Genomic DNA, 19291 nt, shown 5'->3' on the forward strand with positions numbered 1-19291 from the left:
CAACTCACGCCCCGCGGCATACCATCGACCCTGTGCATGCGATCACACTGACCGAATACGGCGACCCCGATGTCATGGTCTGGAGCGAGGTACCCGATCCCGTACCGGGGCCGGGAGAAGTCCTGATCTCCATCGCGGCGTCCGCCGTCAACCGCGCCGATCTGCAGCAACGGCAGGGCAACTACCCGCCGCCCGCCGGCGCCTCCGAGGTGCTCGGTCTCGAGTGCTCCGGTGTGATCGCCGACGTCGGTGCGGACGTCACCTCGTGGAACGTCGGCGATCGGGTCTGCGCGCTGCTCGCGGGTGGCGGCTACGCCGAGCAGGTGGTGGTGCCGGCCGGACAGGTGCTGCCCGTTCCCGACGGGCTCGACCTGCACGTGGCCGCATCGCTGCCCGAGGTCGCGTGCACGGTGTGGTCCAACGTCGTCATGTATGCCGGCTTGTCCGCCGGGGACACGTTGTTGATCCACGGCGGTGGCAGCGGCATCGGCACGCACGCCATCCAGGTGGCGAAGGCCCTCGGCGCGCGCGTCGCGGTGACCGCCGGCTCGGCAGAGAAGCTCGAGATCTGCCGATCGTTCGGCGCGGACATCCTCATCGACTACAAGACCTCGGACTTCACCGAGGAGTTACGGTCCGCGACGGACGGGCACGGTGCCGACGTCATTCTCGACAACATGGGCGCGAAGTACCTGTCCCCCAACATCTCTGCGCTCGCCATGGACGGCCGACTGGTCACGATCGGCATGCAGGGCGGCCGGGTGGCCGAGTTCGACTTCGGCGCGCTGATGGCCAAGCGCGGCAGTGTGCACTGCGCCGGGTTGCGGGCGCGCCCCCTCACCGGCCCGGGCGGCAAGGCCGACATCGTGCGCCAGGTGCGCGAGCACGTGTGGCCGATGATCGCCGACGGTGCGGTCGTGCCCGTCGTGCACGCGGAGGTGCCGGTGTCGGACGCACCGCAGGCTCATCGCATGCTGGACGACCACGCCACGGTGGGCAAGGTGATCCTGCGCGTCCGCTGACGGGCGCGGATCAGGTCAGCGTCTCGAGAACCGTGACGAGCTGGTCGATCTCGTGCCGCGTCGTGTACGGGGCCAGCCCCACCGTGATCGCGCCACCGGCATCGGCGACACCCAGCGACTCGAGCAGGCGGCTGCCGCCGTGCAGGCCACCGACCACGTCGATCCTGTTGTCCGCCAGTCGCACCGCCACCTTGTCGGAGTCGACGCCGTCCACGCTGATGCTCAGGCACGGGATGCGGCTGGACGCCTGACCGATGGCCATGACGTGCGGCAGTGCCGCCACGCGCTCCTGCAGGTACGCGAAGAGCCGATCCTGGTAGTCCTGCAGCGAGCCGATGGACATCTCTAGGCGCTGTCGACGCGTCCCGCTCGCGTTCTCGTCGAGGGCGGCGAGACAGTCGACGGACGCGGTCATGCCCGCGAGCAGTGAGTAGTGCAGACCGGCGACCTCGAGCCGCGCCGGACCCTTCGCATCGGTGTCGAGCGCCTGCGACGGCAACCGGTCGAGCAGCTCGGGGTCCCGGAACACCAGCGCTCCGACGCGAGGCCCACCCCAGGCCGCGGCGTTGACGGCGACGACGTCCGCCCGGAGTTCCTCGATGTCGAGCACCGCGTAGGGGGCCGCACCCACCGCGTCGACGACCAGCAGCCCACCGGCGTCGTGCACGAGGTCGGCGGCGACACGGACGTCGGGGGCCGACCCCACCACCGTCGACGCCGCGGTCAGCGCGACGAGCCGAGTGTTCGCCGCGATGAGTTCCCCGAACTGCCAACTGGGGAGCTCGCACGTCTCGATGTCCACCTCGGCCCACTGCACCTGGGCGCCGTACCGATTGGCGATGCGCAGCCACGGTGCCACGTTCGCCTCGTCGTCCAGCCGGGACAGGACGATGCCCGTACCGAGGCCGAGACGCGTGCTGAGGGCTTCCGCGAGAGCGGTCAGGAGGATGCCGTGGTCCGGACCGAGGACCACGCCCTCGGGGGTTCCACCGACCAGATCTGCGACGGCCTGCCGAGCGTCGTCGGCGACCTTCGCGCTGCGCTGCGCGTAGGGGTGCCGACCGATGTGCGTCGATGCGGTCCCACGGAAGGTGGTGGACACGGCCGTGGCCACCCGGTCGGGGATCTGCATGCCCAGCTGCGGATCGAGGTGGATCCAGCCGTCGCCGAGCGAGGGAAACAGCCCTCGTACGCGGGCGACGTCGTAGGTCATGCCGCACACTCTAGGCGCCGACGGCGACAGGGCGGGCACGCACGGGCACGCCCCGGACCCCACCCTGGTGAGCGACCCGGGTCAAGATGGAGACATGACGTCTTCACACGAGCAGAACTCGGACGGCGGCCGCGCGGACGACAGCGCCGACCACGTCGTCGTCATCGGTCCGGACGGGCAGCCGATCGCGCTCAGTCCCCGCGAGGCGGCGGCCGCCGCGGCCCGCGCGAACGTCACCGGGGCCGGCGACTCGTCGGACGGCGACGACCAGGAATCGCTGGCGGACATGGTCGAGCAACCCGCCAAGGTCATGCGCATCGGCACCATGATCAAGCAGCTCCTCGAGGAGGTGCGCGCGGCACCGCTGGACGACGCCAGCCGCACCCGCCTCAAGGAGATCCACACCTCCTCCATCCGTGAGCTCGAGCAGGGACTCGCGCCGGAGTTGCGCGACGAGCTCCAGCGCCTGGCGTTACCCTTCGGCGAGGACGCGGTGCCGTCCGACGCCGAGCTCCGCATCGCCCAGGCACAACTGGTGGGCTGGCTGGAGGGACTGTTCCACGGCATCCAGACGGCACTCTTCGCTCAGCAGATGGCGGCGCGAGCCCAGCTCGAGCAGATGCGCCAGGGTGCACTTCCGCCCGGTGTGTCCATCGGCGGCGGCGGTCAGGGCCAGCACGGGCAGGGCACCGGCCAGTACCTCTGACGGTTCTCGTCTGTAGGGTCGTCGGTCGTGGCAGCACCAGCGATCGACTCGAACACCGGGGATTCGAACTCCGGGGATGCACCCGCGTCCGATTCGCAGACGTTCCGCCGGGCCGTCCGCGATCTCCGGCAGGGCTACGCCCAGCGTGAGCTGTGGCTGAGCCTCGGGTGGCAGGACATCAAGCAGCGGTACCGGCGTTCCGTCATCGGCCCGTTCTGGATCACCATCGCCACGGGTGTGCAGGCCGTCGCGATGGGTCTGCTGTACTCGGTCCTCCTCGACATCGACCTGAAGTCGTTCCTGCCCCACGTCACCGTCGGGCTCATCATCTGGAACCTCATCAGCGCGTCGATCCTCGAGGGCGCCGACGTCTTCGTGGCCAACGAGGGCCTGATCAAGCAGCTGCCGTCGGCACTGAGCGTGCACATCTATCGGCTCGTGTGGCGCCAGGTGCTGCTCCTCGGCCACAACATGCTGATCTACCTGATCATGCTCGCGGTGTTCCGTCCCGAGCTGCACTGGACCATCGTCATGGCGATCCCGGCGTTCGGTCTGATCGTCGTCAACATGGTGTGGGTGTCACTGCTCTTCGGCATCATCGCCACCCGCTATCGCGACCTGGCCCCGATCCTCGGCAGCGTCGTCACGCTGCTGTTCTTCATGACGCCGATCGTGTGGACCACGGCGAATCTGCAGAAGATGGGCGGGGCCGCGGCGGACCGCGCGCGGCTGGTGGAGATCAATCCGCTGTTCCACTACCTCGACATCCTGCGCGCGCCCCTGATCGGCGAGGACCAGCAGGCGTACCACTGGTACATCGTGCTGGCGTTCACCGTGGTCGGCCTGGCCGTCACCATGGTGGCGATGCGTACGTTCCGGGCCCGCGTGCCCTACTGGGTCTGATCGGACGAGACACACATGACAGTCAGCATCGAGACGCACGGCGCGTGCGTCGACTTCCCCATCTTCGACGCCAAGACCCGGTCGCTGAAGAAGGCGTTCCTCGGCAAGGCCGGCGGCACCATCGGACGCAACAGCAGTGACGTCGTCGTCGTGGAGGCGCTGCGCGACATCACGCTCTCACTGAAGGAGGGCGACCGCGTCGGACTGGTCGGCCACAACGGTGCGGGCAAGTCGACGCTCCTGCGCCTGCTGGCGGGCATCTACGAACCCACCCGCGGCAGTGCCGTCGTGCGGGGTCGCGTCGCGCCGGTCTTCGACCTGGGCGTCGGCATGGACCCGGAGATCTCCGGTTACGAGAACATCATCATCCGCGGCCTGTTCCTCGGCCAGACACGCAAGCAGATGATGTCGAAGATCGACGAGATCGCCGACTTCACCGAGCTCGGCGAGTACCTCGACATGCCGCTGCGCACCTACTCGACGGGCATGCGCGTGCGCATCGCCATGGGCGTCGTCACGAGCATCGACCCCGAGATCCTGCTGCTCGACGAGGGCATCGGCGCTGTCGACGCCGAGTTCATGAAGAAGGCGCGCACTCGTCTGCAGAAGCTCGTGCAGCGCTCGGGCATCCTCGTCTTCGCCTCGCACTCCAACGAGTTCCTCGCCCAGCTCTGCGATTCGGCGATGTGGATCGATCACGGCCACGTGCGGCAGCAGGGCGGCATCGAGGAGGTCGTGCGGTCGTACGAGGGCGACGACGCGGGAGACCACGTCGCGCACGTCATTCGTGAGCTGGAGGCCGCGGATCGTGACCAGGCCGATCACGACCCGCATGCCTGAGTTCATCGTCGGCGTGGTGGTCACCCACCGGCGCCGCGAGCTGCTGGCCCAGTCCCTCGCCGTCCTGACGTCGCAGACCCGTCCGCTCGACCATCTGATCGTGGTGGACAACGCGAACGAGACCGCGGTCCGCGAGCTCGTCGAGAGCGCAGACGTGCCGACCACCTACCTCGGGAGCAAGCACAACCTCGGTGGAGCCGGCGGCTTCGCGCTGGGGATGCTGCACGCGCTGTCCCTCGGTGCCGAGCGGGTGTGGCTCGCCGACGACGACGGCAGGCCGGAGGGGCCGGACGTCCTCGCCGCGCTCCTCGACTGCGCGGTGCGCCACGGCCTCGACGAGGTCTCCCCCGTCGTGTGCGACATCGACGATCCCGATCACCTCGCGTTCCCGCTGCGACGCGGCACCGCGTGGCGACGGTGGCGGTCCGAACTCGGTGACGAGGAGTTGTTGCCGTCCTACGCGTCGTTGTTCAACGGTGCGTTGTTCTCGGCCGCTGCGATCGACGCCGTCGGTGTCCCCGACCTCCGGCTCTTCGTCCGCGGCGACGAGGTCGAGATCCACCGTCGCCTCACACGCTCGGGGCTGGCTTTCGGCACGTGCCTGCAGACCGCGTACCTGCATCCGAACGGCGCCGACGAGTTCAAGCCGATCCTCGGCGGCCGGATGCACACGCAGTATCCGGACGACGCCACCAAGCGCTACTTCACCTACCGCAACCGCGGATACCTGATGGCTCAACCCGGCATGCGCAAGCTTCTCCCGCAGGAATGGGTGCGCTTCGGGTGGTACTTCGTGGTCACACGACGGGACCTCCGCGGCCTGCGCGAGTGGTTGCGTCTGCGCAAGCTCGGCCGGGATGAGTACTTCCGCAAACCCTGAACTACGGTATGTCCCCATGACGAGTGGACGGTGCGGGTGATGCGGTGGAGCCGACGCGTCAGAGCCTCGGCGCGGGGCAAGGTCGTGCAGGCAGTCCAGGACGCCGTGGCACCCGAGGCCGACCGTCGTCACAGTGAGTTGATAGACCTGATCACGGGTCAGGCGAAGACGATCGCCGACCTCCAGGAATCCATCACCACGCTGGAGTTCCGAATGCGCCGCGACATCCCGTTCGCCTCGGACCTCGAGGCCACCGCCTCGAGTGCCGACTTCGTGGAGGACCACCTCCCGCGGACGCCGTCGTTCACCCGTCCCGACCTCACGTTGCGGCACGCCCTGGGTGCGGTGTCCATCGACGGCATGGCACTCGAGTTCGGGGTCGCCACCGGGACCACGCTGGCGATCATCGTCGACGAGTGGCGCCGCGCCGCCAACGTCGGAGTCATCGCCGGCTTCGACACCTTCGAGGGCCTGCCGGAGGACTGGCGCACCGGCTTCGAGGCCGGGACCTTCGCTCAGGACGCTCTACCGGACGTTCCGGGAGCGCACCTGGTGAAGGGCATGTTCCAGCAGACCCTCGGGCCGTTCCTGTCGAAGAACCGCGGCCCGGTCGCGTTCCTGCACCTCGACGCCGACCTGTACTCGTCGACCGACTTCGTCCTGCGTCGTCTCGAGTCACGGCTGGTGCCGGGCACCGTCATCGTGTTCGACGAGTTCTTCAACTTCCCCGGCTGGGCCCTGCACGAGTACAAGGCGTGGACCGAGTTCGTCCACCGCACCGGGGTGACGTTCGAGTACCTCGCCTACACGTCCAACAACGAGCAGGTGGCGGTCCGGCTCACCTGACCGATTCGGTGGTCGGAGCATCGGCGTCGATCCCGTAGAGCCGGGCCCAGTTCTCGCGTGCGATGAGATCGGCACCGGCCGCACGGTACTGCTCCTGCAGAGCAGGAGCCTCCCGCCGCAGACGCCGCATCACCTTGACGGCACGCACCATCAGCGCGACCCCACGTGCTTTGTCCCGCTTGCGGATTCGAACACCGCCCTGCGATGCGTCGGTGACCACGACATGGTCGAACCTGGCGATGTGCCACCAGTGGGCGTCCTCGCGCGTGACGCCGACGAGACCGCCGATCGTGCGTCCGAGGAACTGGTCGACACCGCGCTTGGCCAACACCGCTCGCATCGCGCTCGGCTCCCCGCCCGCTCGCGACACCCGCACCTCCGCGGAGGGCACCGGCGCGGTGGCCGCCGGGTGCATGATCGTCTCCGGGTACTCCTTGCGGTCGGCTCGGATACGAGCCATCGCCGCCATGCCGCCGTCGGACAGATGGTCCGGCCCCGACAGCCAGTCCTCGATACCCTTCAAGGTGGTGTGGGCGAGGCCGTACTGCATTCCGACGACGTACTCGGCGATGTGCCGCAGGAACATTCGCGACAACACCGTCGTGTTCAGGTCGCTGTGCAGAGACCCGACGATCAGCGAGTTGCGCGTGCTGAAGTACCGCGCCCAGTCGTCGAAATCCTTCCAGTAGAAGTCGGCGTGCCACACCGCCGCGTTGGGCAGCGTGACGGTCGGGAAGCCGGCACGGCCGGCGCGCACGCCGTACTCCACGTCGTCCCACTGGAAGAACATGGGAAGCGGGAGACCGATCTCCTCGACGACCTCGGACGGGATCAGGCACGTCCACCAGGCGTTGTAGCCGGCGTCGACCCGGCGCTCCTGGTTCTTCTTGATCATGCTCTTGTTGGACAACGCCTTTCCGACGGTGCGACCGTGCTGCAGGTGCAGGAAGTCCACCTCCTCCGCGCCGACGTTGAGGTAGTCGGGATTGAGCAGGAACAGCATCTGCGCACCGACCAGGGTCGGCTGCGCCGTGACGTTGGCGAAGGCGCTCAGACGCAGCACCGTCTCCGGCTCACACAGGATGTCGTCGTCCATGAGGATGACGTCGACACCACTCCGAGACGCGGTCACCTCGTACAGTCCGCGTGTGAAGCCGCCCGCACCACCGAGATTGGGCTGCCGGAGGTACACCAGGGTGTCGCCCATCCGCGCCCGCGCATCGGCGAACTCCGGCTGATCCTGCACGAGGTCGGTGCCCTGATCCACGACGTGCACGGTGTCGATCAGCGACAACACCACGTCGTCGGACGCCAGTGCGGCCACCGTGTGCGCACAGTCCGTGGCGCGGTTGAACGTGCAGATGGCAATGGCCACCGGACGTCTCGGCACCGTGGTGGCGTGGGTCCACTCGAGGCAGTCGACGACGGCGGACTCGCCGAACGTCTCGAACTCCAGCCAGAGGGCACCCCCGTCGACGAACTTGTCGAGCGGAGCCTCGAATGTCAGCACGGCGTCGCTCCGCGTCTCCTGCACCGACACGATGCGGCGGTGACCGGCGATGTCCGAGGCCAGCAGTCGCACTCGGACACGGCCGCTCGTCGCGATGCGCAGAGACGCCGTGACCGCGCCGACCGTGGTCCACCGCTGCCAGTAGGACGCCGCGAAGCGCCCGAAGTACGTGTTGGTGTGAGCGAAAGAGTTCTTCGCGAGCGTCATGTCGTGGCGCCTGCGATCCCCGCTGCCCTTCTCGATCTGCACGTACAGATCGGGATTCACTCTGGTGGAGGGGCCGAGGAAGACGCCTCGCTGGAGGACCAACCTGTCGTGGCCGCTGTGCGGAATCGTCGCGGGCGCGGTCGACTGCATCGGTTGTCCAACTCCTGACAGTAGAGACAGGCGTGCTCGTCGCACCCCGTAACAAATGAGACCGGTCTGTGACCTACGATAACAACCGGGAGGGTTCCGTCGCGTCCATGACACTTGCGGGGAACGACGTGTCGGTCAGGAAGCGAGGACGGTGTGACGCACACGCCTGTCGTGACCTCGGTCGAGACGTCCCGTCGAGAGCGCTGGTCCTGGGGTCTCGGATCCGGTGTGGTGGTGGTGCTGGGATTCGTCGCGATCCTCGTGAGCGACCATCGCTTCTTCTACCTCGACGACACCGAGTCGGGCGCGGTGGGCAACTGGCTGGCTCTAGGCCGACTGCTGCGTGAAGGGCAGTTCCTCCCCCTCGTCACCACCCAGTGGATGGCCGGCAACTACCCGGTCGAGGGCCAGGGTGGACTCTGGAATCCCGTGCAGATGATCGTCAACCTCATCTCACCGTCGGTGGACGACCTGGCACTGCTCGCTGCCGTCGTCAAGATCTTCTTCGCCGTGGTGCTGGCGATCGGCGTCTACCGCGTGGCTCTCGAGTACGGATCCAGGCCCTCCTGGGCGGCGGTCGCTGCGACTGCCACGCCGTTCGCGGGATTCACCCTCTTCTTCGAGCAGCCGTCCTGGGTGACGTCGCTGATCGGCATGGCCTGGGTGATCAATGCCTGGGCGAGTGCCGTGCGCTATGCCCGCGGCACCTCCGGTCCGCTACCGGTCTTCGCGTTTCTCTACCTCGCCATCAGCGTGGGGTACGTCCACGCGGCCCTCATGGCCGGAGTCGCCGCGGGCGCGGTGATGATCGGCGAGTACCTGCGTGCGCGCGTCCTGATGCCGGTGATCCGACTCGGGGCCGTATCGATCGCCGCCGCCCTGTGCGGCGCCGTCACGTTCCTCCCCGGCGTCCTCACCTCGGGCGTCACCTGGCGCTCGGGCGCCGAGGGAACCCTCAACGACAACTTCCTCGTGGTCCCCTGGTCGGAGACCTTCAGCGCGAGCCTGCCGTCGGCGGTGACCAGCATGGAGTCGTGGAGTGGCGAGACCACCATGGCCCCGGTCACCTACATCGCCTGGTTCCTCGTCCCGGCTGTGGCATTCGTCGACTGGCGCCGTGTGCCGACGGTCGTGCGCGAACTGTCCGGTCCCCTCATCGTTCTCGGCGCCCTGCTCCTGTACACCGCGGGGCCGTCCGACATCGGGCCGATCCGTTGGCCCGGACGACTGCTGCCCTTCGTCGCTGCCGCCCTGCTCATCATCGCCGCAGTTCTGCTGAGCCGTTTCGGAACCCTGCGCTCTCTGCGCGGCCGACTGACCGCCGCCGGCGTCATCACGGGCGTCCTGCTGATCCGCGCGCTGTCGTCCGGACCGCAACTGGCCGGCCGACACCTGCTGTCCGTCCTCTTCGTCGTCGTTCTCGGCGGGCTCGTCGTCGCCGTCTTCCGCGCGCGCAGGACGACCGCCGCCACCGCGCTGCTCATGGTGTCTGTCATTCCCGTGGCGCTGTACCAGATCCACAACTACCGGCCCGTTCTGAGCGAGTGGAACTTTCCGTCGTCTCAGCAGGAGGCGCGTGCGGAGTTCCCGGACTGGACCGGGACCACGCTGCAACTGGGCGATCGGGCCTTGTCCGACAGATCGCCCGAGGACGCCACGGATCGCTGGCGTGCGCAGGTGTACGGCAACTACGCCAAGGTGCTCGACCTGAACTACGTCAGCGCCTACACGCCGGTCGGCCACCAGGCGTTCTCGGAACTGTTGTGCGTCGCCTACGAGGGCACCACCTGCCCCGATGCGTACCGCAACGTGTTCCGTCCCGACGTCTACACCGGGCGGACCACGGCGGATCTGATGTTGCTCGACCGCGTCGTCGTCCAGAAGGCGCAGTACCCGATGTGGCGGCAGCTGCCGGTTCCTCCCGGATGGCGCTGGGTCGACGTCCCACGACCGCAGTCCGACCAGGTCGCCGTCCTCGAACGGGTCGACGGGCCGGTGTCGACGCAGGAGGGCACCGTGTCCGCGACGGTGAACGCCGACGTCGAGCCGGTGCGCTCGAGCGACGTCGACGAGAGCCTGCGGGTGAGCTCCGCCGCCGGCGGCAGCGTGGTCTTCGCCAGGCTCGCCTGGCCCGGATACACGGCCACTCTGAACGGACAGCCGTTGCAGACCAAGGGGCTGGGCGACACCTTCCTCTACGTCGACCTGCCCCCGGGTACCACCGACGCCGATCTCGAGCTGACTTTCCGCCCGCCCGGGTTTCGGCTCGGACTGGCTGCCATGGGCGCTGGAATCGTCGTTCTGCTGGGCCTCGTCGTGCTCGACGTCCGACGACGGTTCTCCGCGCGACCGCAGTCGTCGGCCGCTCGCTCGTCGGCAACCGGCCCCTCTGCGTTATAGGGTCGGCTCTCGTGACTGACGATCAGCTTCCGCACCGGATCTCGGTCATCGTTCCCGTCTACCAGGGTGAGAGGACCCTCGGCCCGTTGACCGACGAGCTCGAGACCCTCACCCGGCCCTTTCTGACCCCCGGTCGCCGACTCGCGGTGGTCGAGGAGGTCCTGTTGGTGTTCGACCACGGCCCGGACGGATCCGCGGCCGTCATCCGAGACCTGGCGGACCGTCACTCGTTCGTCCGCGGAATCTGGCTCAGTCGCAACTTCGGGCAGCACCCCGCGACGCTCGCGGGCATGGCCTCGAGTGGCGGCGAGTGGATCGTCACGATGGACGAGGACGGGCAGCACGATCCCGCCGACATCGGCGGACTTCTCGACACCGCACTCGACGAGCAGGCCTCGGTCGTCTACGCCCGCGGTACCAACCCCGCCCCGCACGGACTGTGGCGCAACGCGACGAGCAAGGGTTCGAAGTGGCTCATCGCCAAGGCGTTGGCCGGTGAGAACACCGTGCAGTACAGCAGCTTCCGCATGGTCGTGGGCGAGGTCGGACGGTCGGTGGCCGCCTACGCCGGATCCGAGGCGTACCTCGACGTCGCACTCGGGTGGATCGCCGGCAGTGTGACCACCAGCCCGGTGACGCTGCGCGAGGAACAGGGACGGCGTTCCGGCTACAACCTGCGGACCCTGCTGTCCCACTTCTGGCGCATGGTTCTCTCCAGCGGCACCAAGGGTTTGCGTCTGGTCAGCGTGCTGGGGGTGGTGTTCGCCGTTCTCGGTCTCGTCCTGGTCGCCTATCTCCTCGTCGTGTACACGTTCTTCGACCCGGACACCGAGGTCCGCGGCTGGGCGTCCACCATGGTCGTCCTGCTGTTCGGATTCGGGGCCACCCTGTTCTCTCTCGGCGTCGTCGCCGAGTACGTCGGCGTCAACGTGAAGACCGCGATGGGAAAGCCTCCCTATCTGATCGTGGGCGATCCGGCTGCCGGGCCACTGGGTCGGGCCGACCGGGTGTCCCCGAGCCCGGACGCCGAGAACCGGGACGCCGAGAACCCCGACCTCTCGTGACGACGTTGTCCTGGGTCGTCGGGAGTGGTGGACTTCTCGGCTCGGCCGTCTCCGCCGAACTCGCCCGTCGTGGGCACCGGGTGGTGACCGAGATGATCCCGTGGCTCGACGAGGACGCGGCGCGCACCGTGATCACCTCTCGCGCGCGAGCGGTGGCCACCTCCGACGCACGTCGCGTCAATGTCGTGTGGTGTGCGGGCGCAGGCGTCAACGGCACGCCGCGCGCAGCCTTCGACCGGGAGAACGACCTGTTCGCGCACGCCTTGGCACAGCTCGAGTCGTATGCGGTCCCGAGGCCGGAGCCTGTCACCGTCTTCCATGCGTCGTCCGCCGGTGGGGTCTACGCGGGCACGCCCGACGCACCGCACGACGAGTCGAGCGCGGTCGCGCCGCTGGGCGAGTACGGCCACGCGAAGCTACGCGCCGAGCAGAGAGCGGTGGACTTCGGTCGACGCACCGATGCGTCGGTGGTGGTCGGCCGCTTCGCCAACCTGTACGGACCGGGACAGAACCTGTCGAAGCCGCAGGGACTCATCTCCCACCTGTGCCGCGGGTACCTGCTGGCATCACCCATCTCGATCTATGTGCCCATCGACACCCTGCGCGACTACCTCTACATCTCCGATGCGGCAGAGATGGTGGCGGACGCCCTGGACGTCGCCGCGCGGGAGCGCACGGAGCCCGTCACCAAGATCTTCGCCTCGGGGAATGCCGTCACCATCGGCGCCATTCTCGGCGCGTGCAGGTCCGTCTTCCGTCGGCGGCCGCTCGTCGTCCAGGCCGCCTCCCCGTTGTCCTCGCTCCAGGGCCGTGACCTGCGTCTTCGATCCACCGTCTGGCCCGAGATCGATCGCAGGACTCACCGCACGCTGCCCGCCGGCATCGCCTCGACGCTGGAGTCCATCCGGTCCTCGCTCCTCGCCGGCCACCGCGGGTGACGAGCCCGGAGCGGGTCCGCGAGTTTGTGCCACGGTGAACGCTGCTGAGACACTGCCGTGGTGACCGCCGATCAACCTGCCGACGACGACCGTGTCGTCGTGGACGCGCAGCCGGTCGGCCCGCTCCTCCGCCTGATGGGCAACCAAGGACTCGTCTTTCTCCTGGTGGGCGGCTTCAACACGGTGCTCGGCACCGTCTGGTTCATCGTCTGGCAGCTCGCGATCGGTGACACGCTCGGCTATCACGCCGCGATCGTGCTCGGCTACCTGTGCAATGTGCTGACTGCCTTCTGCACGAATCGCTACCTGGTCTTCCGGGTGCGGGGACACGTGCTTCGCGACTTCTGGCGGTTCGTCGTGGTCAACTCCGGGGCCTTCGCGGTGAACCTCGCCGCGATGACCGTGGCCGTCTCGGTACTCGGATTCGCACCCATCCCGTCACAGCTGGTCATCACACTGCTCACCGCCTGCATCAGCTTCTTCGGCTACCGCGACTTCTCGTTCAAGCGCTCGTCCTCGGTGAAAGGTTCCTGACATGGCACCCCGCGTGTCGATCGTGGTCCCGGCGTACAACAACGCCGACTTCATCGGCGAGACCATCGAGTCGATCCTGAGTCAGACCTACCGAGACTTCGAGCTGGTGATCGCCGATCACGCGTCGACCGACTCCACCCTCGACGTCATCGCCCGCTACGACGACGATCGCATCCGGGTCGAGCACACGGAGGCAGGCGGCGGTGCGAAACGCAACTGGGACAGAGTGAGTCGACTGGCCACGGGCGAGCTCATCAAACTCGTGTGCGGCGACGACACGATCACAGAGACGTCGATCGCCGACCAGGTCGCCGCGTTCGACGCGCACCCGTCGGCCGTCCTGGTGGCGTCGCAACGCACGCTCGTCGACGCCGCCGGCAAGACCATCATCGCCACGCGTGGACTGGGAAAGTTGTCCGGCCTCGTCGACGGACGCACGGCCGCACGCACCGCGGTGCTCGCCGGCTCCAACATCTTCGGTGAGCCGGGATGCGTCCTGATGCGACGAGACGCCCTCGCCGACATCGGCTGGTGGGACAACGACCACCCGTTCCTCATCGATCAGGCGACCTTCACGGAGGTCGCACTCAAGGGTGACGTGGTGGCCATCCGCTCGTCGCTCGCGGCGTTCCGCATCAATGCCGGGCAGTGGAGCGTGCGCCTGGCGCGGGAACAGGCGGGGCAGGCCGCGGGATTCCATCGGAAACTGCGCGCGGCCTACCCGGACCTGCTGTCCGAGAACGACGTTCGTATCGGTAATGCTCGCGCGCTCGTGACGTCGTTCCTGCGCCGCGCGGTGTACGTGCTGCTGCGGCGGCGCATCACGCACCAGCCGCCGGAACCCGTCTGATCAGAGCGTCCGTTCGCCGGCCGATGCGTAGGCCGCTTCGGTCGCGGCTTTCTGCGGCGCCCACCAGGATTCGTTGTCGCGGTACCAGTCGATGGTGGCGGCGAGTCCGCTGCGGAAGTCGGAGTAGCGGGGTGTCCAGCCGAGTTCGGTGCGCAGGCGGGTGCTGTCGATGGCGTAGCGCAGGTCGTGGCCGGGGCGGTCGGTGACGAAGTCGAAGTCGGCCTTGTCGTGGCCGCAGAGTTCGAGGATGGTCTCGACGACGGTGCGGTTGTCGACCTCGCCGTCGGCGCCGATGAGGTAGGTCTGGCCGAGGGCGCCCTTGTCGATGATGGTCCAGACGGCGGTGTTGTGGTCCTCGACGTGGATCCAGTCGCGGACGTTGAGTCCGGCGCCGTAGAGCTTGGGGCGGATGCCGGTGAGGACGCCGGTGATCTGGCGGGGGATGAACTTCTCGACGTGCTGGTAGGGCCCGTAGTTGTTGGAGCAGTTGGAGATGGTGGCGCGGACGCCGAAGGATCGGGTCCAGGCTCGCACCAGCAGGTCGCTGGAGGCCTTGGTGGAGGAGTACGGCGAGGAGGGGTTGTAGGGGGTGTTCTCGGTGAACCGGGCGGGGTCGTCCAGCTCGAGGTCGCCGTAGACCTCGTCGGTGGAGATGTGGTGGTAGCGGACGTCGTGGGTGCGGACCGCTTGGAGGAGGGTGGTGGTGCCGACGATGTTGGTGTGCACGAACGGCCAGGGGTCGCCGAGAGAGTTGTCGTTGTGGGATTCGGCGGCGAAGTGGACGACGAGGTCGGTGTCGGCGACGAGGCGGTCGACGAGGGCGGTGTCGGTGATGTCGCCGTGGACGAAGGTGATGCGGTCGGCGACAGGCTGGAGGGAGGCTTTGTTGCCGGCGTAGGTGAGGGCGTCGAGGACGGTGATCTCGATGTCGGGGCGGGTGCGAGCGGTCAGGTGCACGAAGTTCGCGCCGATGAACCCGGCGCCGCCGGTCACGAGCATTCTCATGGGCGGCACTTTACGTGGGAGAGCGGCGCGAAGCGCAGTCTGAAAGACTCGACCATCATGCGAGGAATCATTCTGGCCGGTGGCACGGGGTCGCGGCTGCATCCGATCACTCAGGGCGTGAGCAAGCAGTTGGTGCCCGTCTACGACAAGCCGATGATCTACTACCCGCTGACCACGCTGATGCTCGCCGGGATCCGCGACATCCTGATCATCACCACCGCGCAGGACGCCGAGCAGTTCCAGCGGCTGCTCGGTGACGGCTCCCAGTTCGGCATCTCGCTGACCTACAAGGTGCAACACGAACCCAACGGCCTCGCGCAGGCGTTCGTGCTGGGTGCCGAGCACATCGGCACCGAGGGCGCCGCGTTGGTATTGGGGGACAACATCTTCTACGGCCCCGGCCTCGGCACGCAGTTGAGCCGGTTCGCCGACGTCGACGGCGGCGCGGTGTTCGCCTACGAGGTCTCCGATCCCAGCGCATACGGAGTCATCGAGTTCGACGAGCGCGGCACCGCCCTCTCCTTGGAGGAGAAACCGGCGCACCCGCGGTCGAACTACGCGGTGCCGGGGCTGTACTTCTACGACAACGACGTCATCGCCATCGCCCGCGACCTCGCCCCCTCCGCTCGCGGGGAGTACGAGATCACCGACGTCAACCGCCACTACCTCGAGGCGGGGACCCTGCAGGTGCAGGTGCTGCCGCGTGGGACCGCGTGGCTCGACACCGGCACCTTCGAATCACTCCTCGACGCCTCCAACTACGTGCGCACCATCGAACAACGCCAGGGACTCAAGATCGGCGCCCCCGAGGAGGTGGCGTGGCGACGCGGGTTCATCACCGACGACGACCTGCGCGCCCGCGCGCAGACACTGCTCAAGTCCGGATACGGGGCATACCTGCTGGACCTGCTCGAGAGAGGACACCGACCGTGAGCTTCCGCGAACTGCGCGTCCCCGGGGCGTTCGAATTCACTCCCCGCCAGTTCGGCGACGACCGCGGGGTGTTCTTCGAATGGCACAAGGACTCCGCCTTCACCGCCGCCGTCGGGCACCCCCTGGAACTGCTGCAGGCCAACTGCTCGGTCTCCGCCGCAGGCGTGCTTCGCGGGATCCACGTCACCGTCGACCCACCCGGGCAGGCCAAGTACGTCACCTGCACCCGCGGCGCATTCCTCGACGTCGTGGTCGACCTCCGCAAGGACTCACCGACGTACGGCACCTGGGACTCGGTGCTCATCGACGACGTCGACCGCCGCGCGGTGTACCTGCCCGTCGGGCTCGGGCACGCGATCCTCTCCCTCGAGGACCACTCCACGGTGATGTACCTGTGCAGCCTCGAGTACACCCCCGGAGCGGACCGCGACATCCACCCGCTCGACCCCGACCTCGCCATCGACTGGCCCACCCACGGCCGCGACGGCACACCCCTGACCTACCAACTCTCCGACAAGGACGCCGCAGCACCCGCGTTCGCAGACTGGGCGTAGCCCCCGTGCGCCTTTCGCGTATCCCTGGATGCGCACAAGGCGCACGGGCGCGTCAGCGCAGCTTGAAGATCACCGCTCGCTGGACCACGAAGTTGATCACCGTCGCGGTGCCCTGCGCGATGACGAACGCCGCGGCGCTGTAGAGGATCGTTTCGGGCCACAGGTGCCCGAACAGCGTGTACAGCACGTTCTGGACACCGAACGTCGCCGCGTACAGGACGACGACGGCCACGAACCGCGCCCGCGACGGCGGTGCCGCGAACGTCCAGCGCCGGTTGATCAGGTAAGCGACGGTGGTGCCCACGACGAATCCCGCGGCCTTGGCCAGCGAGAGCTGCACGTCCAGGCCGTACTGCAGCGCGATGGTGATGGAGAAGTCGACGACGGCCGACAGCACCCCGGTGACGAGGAACCGGACGATCTGGGTCCGCAGATCCAGCGCGTCGTCGGCGGTGTTCTCCGTGACGGGGATCTCGACGGGCAGAGGAAGGCGCTGGTGATCGTCTGATGACACAGAGCGTCAGCGTACTGGCCCTCTCACTGCCTGTAACCTGACGAACGATGTCCATCACCGAATTGCCACCCACCAGTGCGCGCACCCTCACCGGGTGGGCACGTACCTCGCCCACCACGGCGCAGGTGCTGACCACATCCGATCCCGAGATCGTGGCCGCCGCCGTCCTCCGGGTCGCGGAGCAGAACGAGAGCAAGCCGTCCCATCTGCGGCGCGGCGTCATCGCCCGCGGACTCGGCCGTTCGTACGGTGACAACGCGCAGAACGGCGGCGGGCTCGTCGTCGACATGAGCGCACTGAACCGCATCCACTCGATGGACGCGGAGACGCACATCGTCGATGTGGACGGTGGAGTGAGCCTGGACCAGCTGATGCGTGCGGCACTGCCGTTCGGGTTGTGGGTCCCCGTGCTCCCCGGCACTCGTCAGGTGACCATCGGCGGCGCCATCGGGTGTGACATCCACGGCAAGAACCATCACAGCGCCGGCAGCTTCGGCAATCACGTGCGCTCGATGGAGCTGCTGCTCGCGGACGGCACAGTCCGCCACATCACGCCCGACGGCGACGACGCGCCGCTGTTCTGGGCCACGGTGGGCGGAAACGGCCTGACCGGCATCATCCTGCGGGCGACCATCGAGATGACGCCGACCGAGACCGCGTACTTCATCGCCGACGGCGACGTGACGGCGAGCCTCGACGAGACCATCGCGATCCACAGCGACGGCAGCGAGAGCCGATACGACTACTCGAGCGCCTGGTTCGACGCCATCTCGGGTCCGCCGAAGCTGGGACGTGCGGCGCTGTCGCGCGGATCGCTCGCGACCCTGGACCAGCTGCCGGCGAAGCTGCAGAAGGATCCGCTGCGCTTCAGCGCGAAGCCGCTGCTGACCTTCCCCGACGTGTTCCCCAACGGCCTCGCGAACAAGTACACGTTCGGACCCATCGGCGAGCTCTGGTACCGCAAGTCGGGTACCTACCGCGGCAAGGTGCAGAACTTGACGCAGTTCTATCACCCGCTCGACATGTTCGGGGAGTGGAACAGGGCCTACGGCCCGGCCGGATTCCTGCAGTACCAGTTCGTGGTGCCGCCGCAGGCCGTCGGCGAGTTCAAGAAGATCATTCACGACATCCAGCGCTCGGGGCACTACTCGTTCCTCAACGTCTTCAAGCTCTTCGGGCCGGGAAACCAAGCGCCATTGAGCTTTCCGATCGAGGGCTGGAACGTCTGCGTCGACTTCCCGATCAAGGAGGGTCTCGGCGCGTTCGTCGCGGACCTCGACCGGCGGGTGCTCGAGTTCGGCGGACGGCTCTACACAGCCAAGGACTCCCGGACGTCCGCGGACACGTTCCACGCGATGTACCCGCGCATCGACGAGTGGATCGCCGTTCGGCGATCCGTCGACCCCACAGGCGTCTTCGCCTCGGATATGGCCAGAAGGTTGGAACTGCTGTGACGATCGATGCTGTGGGCGACCCGCAGACCATTCTCGTACTGGGTGGCACGAGCGAGATCGGCCTCGCGATCACCGAGGAGTACCTCTCGACATCCTCGGCTCGCGTGATTCTCGCGGCGCTGCCCAACGATCCCCTGCGTGACGCGGCCGTCGCTCAGCTGACGGCCAAGGGCGCCAAGTCCGTCGAGGTCATCGACTTCGACGCGCTCGACACCGCGTCGCACCCGAAGGTCATCGACGAGGCCTGGTCCAAGGGTGACGTCGACGTCGCGATCGTGGCCTTCGCGGTGGACTTCGATCCGGAACTGCTGTGGCAGGACCAGAACAAGGCCGTGCTCACGGCCAACATCAACTACACCGCGTCGGTGTCGGTGGGTGTGCTCCTCGGCGAGAAGATGAAGGCGCAGGCCTTCGGCCGCATCATCGTCATGTCCTCCGTTGCGGGCGAGCGCGTGCGCCGCTCCAACTTCGTCTACGGCTCCACCAAGGCCGGACTCGACGGGTTCTACCTCGGCCTCGGGGAAGCCCTGCGCGAGTTCGGACCTCGCGTCACCGTCATCCGTCCGGGCATGGTGCGCACCAAGTTCAGCGAGCACGTCAAGGAAGCACCGCTGACGGTGGACAAGGAGGACATCGCCAAACTGGCCGTGTCCGCGTCCCGCAAGGGCAAGGATCTGGTGTGGGCTCCGGGGCCCTTCCGCTTCGTCATGATGGCGCTGCGGCACGTCCCGCGTCCGATCTTCCGCAAACTCCCCATCTGAGCAGGGC

The 19291-nt window shown here is 67.7% G+C and carries 19 protein-coding genes; 15 read left to right on the plus strand and 4 right to left on the minus strand.

The window, feature by feature from the left end:
• Nucleotides 1-32: 32 nt before the first annotated feature.
• Nucleotides 33-1022, plus strand: a complete 990-nt coding sequence (locus tag QE449_RS00500) for an NAD(P)H-quinone oxidoreductase (protein ID WP_027506563.1) — start codon at nucleotides 33-35, stop codon at nucleotides 1020-1022.
• 10 nt (nucleotides 1023-1032) lie between these two features.
• On the opposite strand, the gene QE449_RS00505 is transcribed toward QE449_RS00500, so the two are convergent.
• Entirely contained in the window at nucleotides 1033-2235 is a 1203-nt protein-coding gene (locus QE449_RS00505) for a cysteine desulfurase-like protein (RefSeq protein WP_307107992.1), read from the minus strand.
• 94 nt (nucleotides 2236-2329) lie between these two features.
• On the opposite strand from QE449_RS00505, the gene QE449_RS00510 reads away from it, so the two are divergent.
• Genes QE449_RS00510 through QE449_RS00530 form a run of 5 tightly spaced genes read left to right on the plus strand, consistent with a single transcriptional unit; the run spans nucleotide 2330 to nucleotide 6410 of the window.
• Entirely contained in the window at nucleotides 2330-2941 is a 612-nt protein-coding gene (locus QE449_RS00510) for a bacterial proteasome activator family protein (RefSeq protein ID WP_051613544.1), read from the plus strand.
• A 27-nt stretch (nucleotides 2942-2968) separates the two neighbouring features.
• Nucleotides 2969-3844, plus strand: coding sequence for an ABC transporter permease (locus QE449_RS00515; RefSeq protein ID WP_027506560.1), 876 nt, complete (start codon nucleotides 2969-2971; stop codon nucleotides 3842-3844).
• Nucleotides 3845-3859: 15 nt separating this feature from the next.
• Nucleotides 3860-4684: an ABC transporter ATP-binding protein gene (locus QE449_RS00520; protein WP_027506559.1), complete on the plus strand. Its 825-nt coding sequence runs from the start codon at nucleotides 3860-3862 to the stop codon at nucleotides 4682-4684.
• Nucleotides 4677-5564, plus strand: a complete 888-nt coding sequence (locus QE449_RS00525) for a glycosyltransferase (RefSeq protein WP_027506558.1) — start codon at nucleotides 4677-4679, stop codon at nucleotides 5562-5564. Before QE449_RS00520 ends, QE449_RS00525 begins: the two co-directional genes overlap by 8 nt.
• Nucleotides 5565-5603: 39 nt before the next feature.
• Nucleotides 5604-6410, plus strand: a complete 807-nt coding sequence (locus QE449_RS00530) for a class I SAM-dependent methyltransferase (protein ID WP_027506557.1) — start codon at nucleotides 5604-5606, stop codon at nucleotides 6408-6410.
• On the opposite strand, the gene QE449_RS00535 is transcribed toward QE449_RS00530, so the two are convergent.
• A complete protein-coding gene (locus tag QE449_RS00535) occupies nucleotides 6403-8277 on the minus strand; it encodes a glycosyltransferase (RefSeq protein ID WP_051613543.1) in 1875 nt (624 codons plus the stop codon). The genes QE449_RS00530 and QE449_RS00535 overlap by 8 nt on opposite strands.
• A gap of 153 nt (nucleotides 8278-8430) precedes the next feature.
• Between QE449_RS00535 and QE449_RS00540 the strand changes: the two genes are divergently transcribed.
• The 5 genes from QE449_RS00540 to QE449_RS00560 are packed head-to-tail and all read left to right on the plus strand — an operon-like array spanning nucleotide 8431 to nucleotide 14063.
• The gene (locus QE449_RS00540; protein ID WP_051613542.1) at nucleotides 8431-10677 is read left to right on the plus strand and encodes a hypothetical protein; all 2247 of its coding nucleotides are present in this window, start codon (nucleotides 8431-8433) and stop codon (nucleotides 10675-10677) included.
• A 38-nt stretch (nucleotides 10678-10715) separates the two neighbouring features.
• Nucleotides 10716-11741, plus strand: a complete 1026-nt coding sequence (locus tag QE449_RS00545) for a glycosyltransferase (protein WP_027506554.1) — start codon at nucleotides 10716-10718, stop codon at nucleotides 11739-11741.
• The gene (locus QE449_RS00550; RefSeq protein WP_027506553.1) at nucleotides 11738-12679 is read left to right on the plus strand and encodes an NAD(P)-dependent oxidoreductase; all 942 of its coding nucleotides are present in this window, start codon (nucleotides 11738-11740) and stop codon (nucleotides 12677-12679) included. Before QE449_RS00545 ends, QE449_RS00550 begins: the two co-directional genes overlap by 4 nt.
• Nucleotides 12680-12739: 60 nt before the next feature.
• Entirely contained in the window at nucleotides 12740-13213 is a 474-nt protein-coding gene (locus QE449_RS00555) for a GtrA family protein (protein WP_231476428.1), read from the plus strand.
• A 1-nt stretch (nucleotide 13214) separates the two neighbouring features.
• On the plus strand, nucleotides 13215-14063 hold the full coding sequence (locus QE449_RS00560; protein WP_027506551.1) for a glycosyltransferase: 849 nt from the start codon (nucleotides 13215-13217) through the stop codon (nucleotides 14061-14063).
• Here QE449_RS00560 and rfbB read toward each other — a convergent pair whose 3' ends face one another.
• Nucleotides 14064-15068 (minus strand): dTDP-glucose 4,6-dehydratase, encoded by a 1005-nt coding sequence (gene rfbB, locus QE449_RS00565; RefSeq protein WP_307107993.1) that lies wholly within the window; start codon nucleotides 15066-15068, stop codon nucleotides 14064-14066. It abuts the gene before it with no gap.
• Between the two features lie 57 nt (nucleotides 15069-15125).
• Here rfbB and rfbA point away from each other — a divergent pair, with 57 nt between their 5' ends.
• Together rfbA and QE449_RS00575 are read left to right on the plus strand one after the other, a co-directional pair.
• Nucleotides 15126-16001, plus strand: coding sequence for a glucose-1-phosphate thymidylyltransferase RfbA (gene rfbA / locus QE449_RS00570; protein ID WP_307107994.1), 876 nt, complete (start codon nucleotides 15126-15128; stop codon nucleotides 15999-16001).
• Nucleotides 15998-16555: a dTDP-4-dehydrorhamnose 3,5-epimerase family protein gene (locus tag QE449_RS00575; RefSeq protein WP_056443125.1), complete on the plus strand. Its 558-nt coding sequence runs from the start codon at nucleotides 15998-16000 to the stop codon at nucleotides 16553-16555. Before rfbA ends, QE449_RS00575 begins: the two co-directional genes overlap by 4 nt.
• Nucleotides 16556-16607: 52 nt before the next feature.
• Here QE449_RS00575 and QE449_RS00580 read toward each other — a convergent pair whose 3' ends face one another.
• Nucleotides 16608-17069, minus strand: a complete 462-nt coding sequence (locus QE449_RS00580) for a GtrA family protein (RefSeq protein WP_082544389.1) — start codon at nucleotides 17067-17069, stop codon at nucleotides 16608-16610.
• A 47-nt stretch (nucleotides 17070-17116) separates the two neighbouring features.
• Between QE449_RS00580 and QE449_RS00585 the strand changes: the two genes are divergently transcribed.
• On the plus strand, nucleotides 17117-18523 hold the full coding sequence (locus tag QE449_RS00585) for an FAD-binding oxidoreductase (RefSeq protein WP_056443121.1): 1407 nt from the start codon (nucleotides 17117-17119) through the stop codon (nucleotides 18521-18523).
• Nucleotides 18520-19284, plus strand: coding sequence for a decaprenylphospho-beta-D-erythro-pentofuranosid-2-ulose 2-reductase (locus QE449_RS00590; RefSeq protein ID WP_307107995.1), 765 nt, complete (start codon nucleotides 18520-18522; stop codon nucleotides 19282-19284). Before QE449_RS00585 ends, QE449_RS00590 begins: the two co-directional genes overlap by 4 nt.
• The last annotated feature ends 7 nt before the right edge of the window (nucleotides 19285-19291 follow it).

This window comes from Rhodococcus sp. SORGH_AS_0303 (genome assembly GCF_030819335.1).
Classification (GTDB): domain Bacteria; phylum Actinomycetota; class Actinomycetes; order Mycobacteriales; family Mycobacteriaceae; genus Rhodococcoides.

Coding starts and splice junctions, on each gene's coding strand:
- QE449_RS00505 (WP_307107992.1), bottom strand. CDS start 2,235: ATGACCTACGACGTCGCCCGCGTACGAGGGCTGTTTCCCTCGCTCGGC.
- QE449_RS00510 (WP_051613544.1), top strand. CDS start 2,330: ATGACGTCTTCACACGAGCAGAACTCGGACGGCGGCCGCGCGGACGAC.
- QE449_RS00520 (WP_027506559.1), top strand. CDS start 3,860: ATGACAGTCAGCATCGAGACGCACGGCGCGTGCGTCGACTTCCCCATC.
- QE449_RS00525 (WP_027506558.1), top strand. CDS start 4,677: ATGCCTGAGTTCATCGTCGGCGTGGTGGTCACCCACCGGCGCCGCGAG.
- QE449_RS00530 (WP_027506557.1), top strand. CDS start 5,604: ATGCGGTGGAGCCGACGCGTCAGAGCCTCGGCGCGGGGCAAGGTCGTG.
- QE449_RS00535 (WP_051613543.1), bottom strand. CDS start 8,277: ATGCAGTCGACCGCGCCCGCGACGATTCCGCACAGCGGCCACGACAGG.
- QE449_RS00560 (WP_027506551.1), top strand. CDS start 13,215: ATGGCACCCCGCGTGTCGATCGTGGTCCCGGCGTACAACAACGCCGAC.
- rfbB (WP_307107993.1), bottom strand. CDS start 15,068: ATGAGAATGCTCGTGACCGGCGGCGCCGGGTTCATCGGCGCGAACTTC.
- rfbA (WP_307107994.1), top strand. CDS start 15,126: ATGCGAGGAATCATTCTGGCCGGTGGCACGGGGTCGCGGCTGCATCCG.
- QE449_RS00585 (WP_056443121.1), top strand. CDS start 17,117: ATGTCCATCACCGAATTGCCACCCACCAGTGCGCGCACCCTCACCGGG.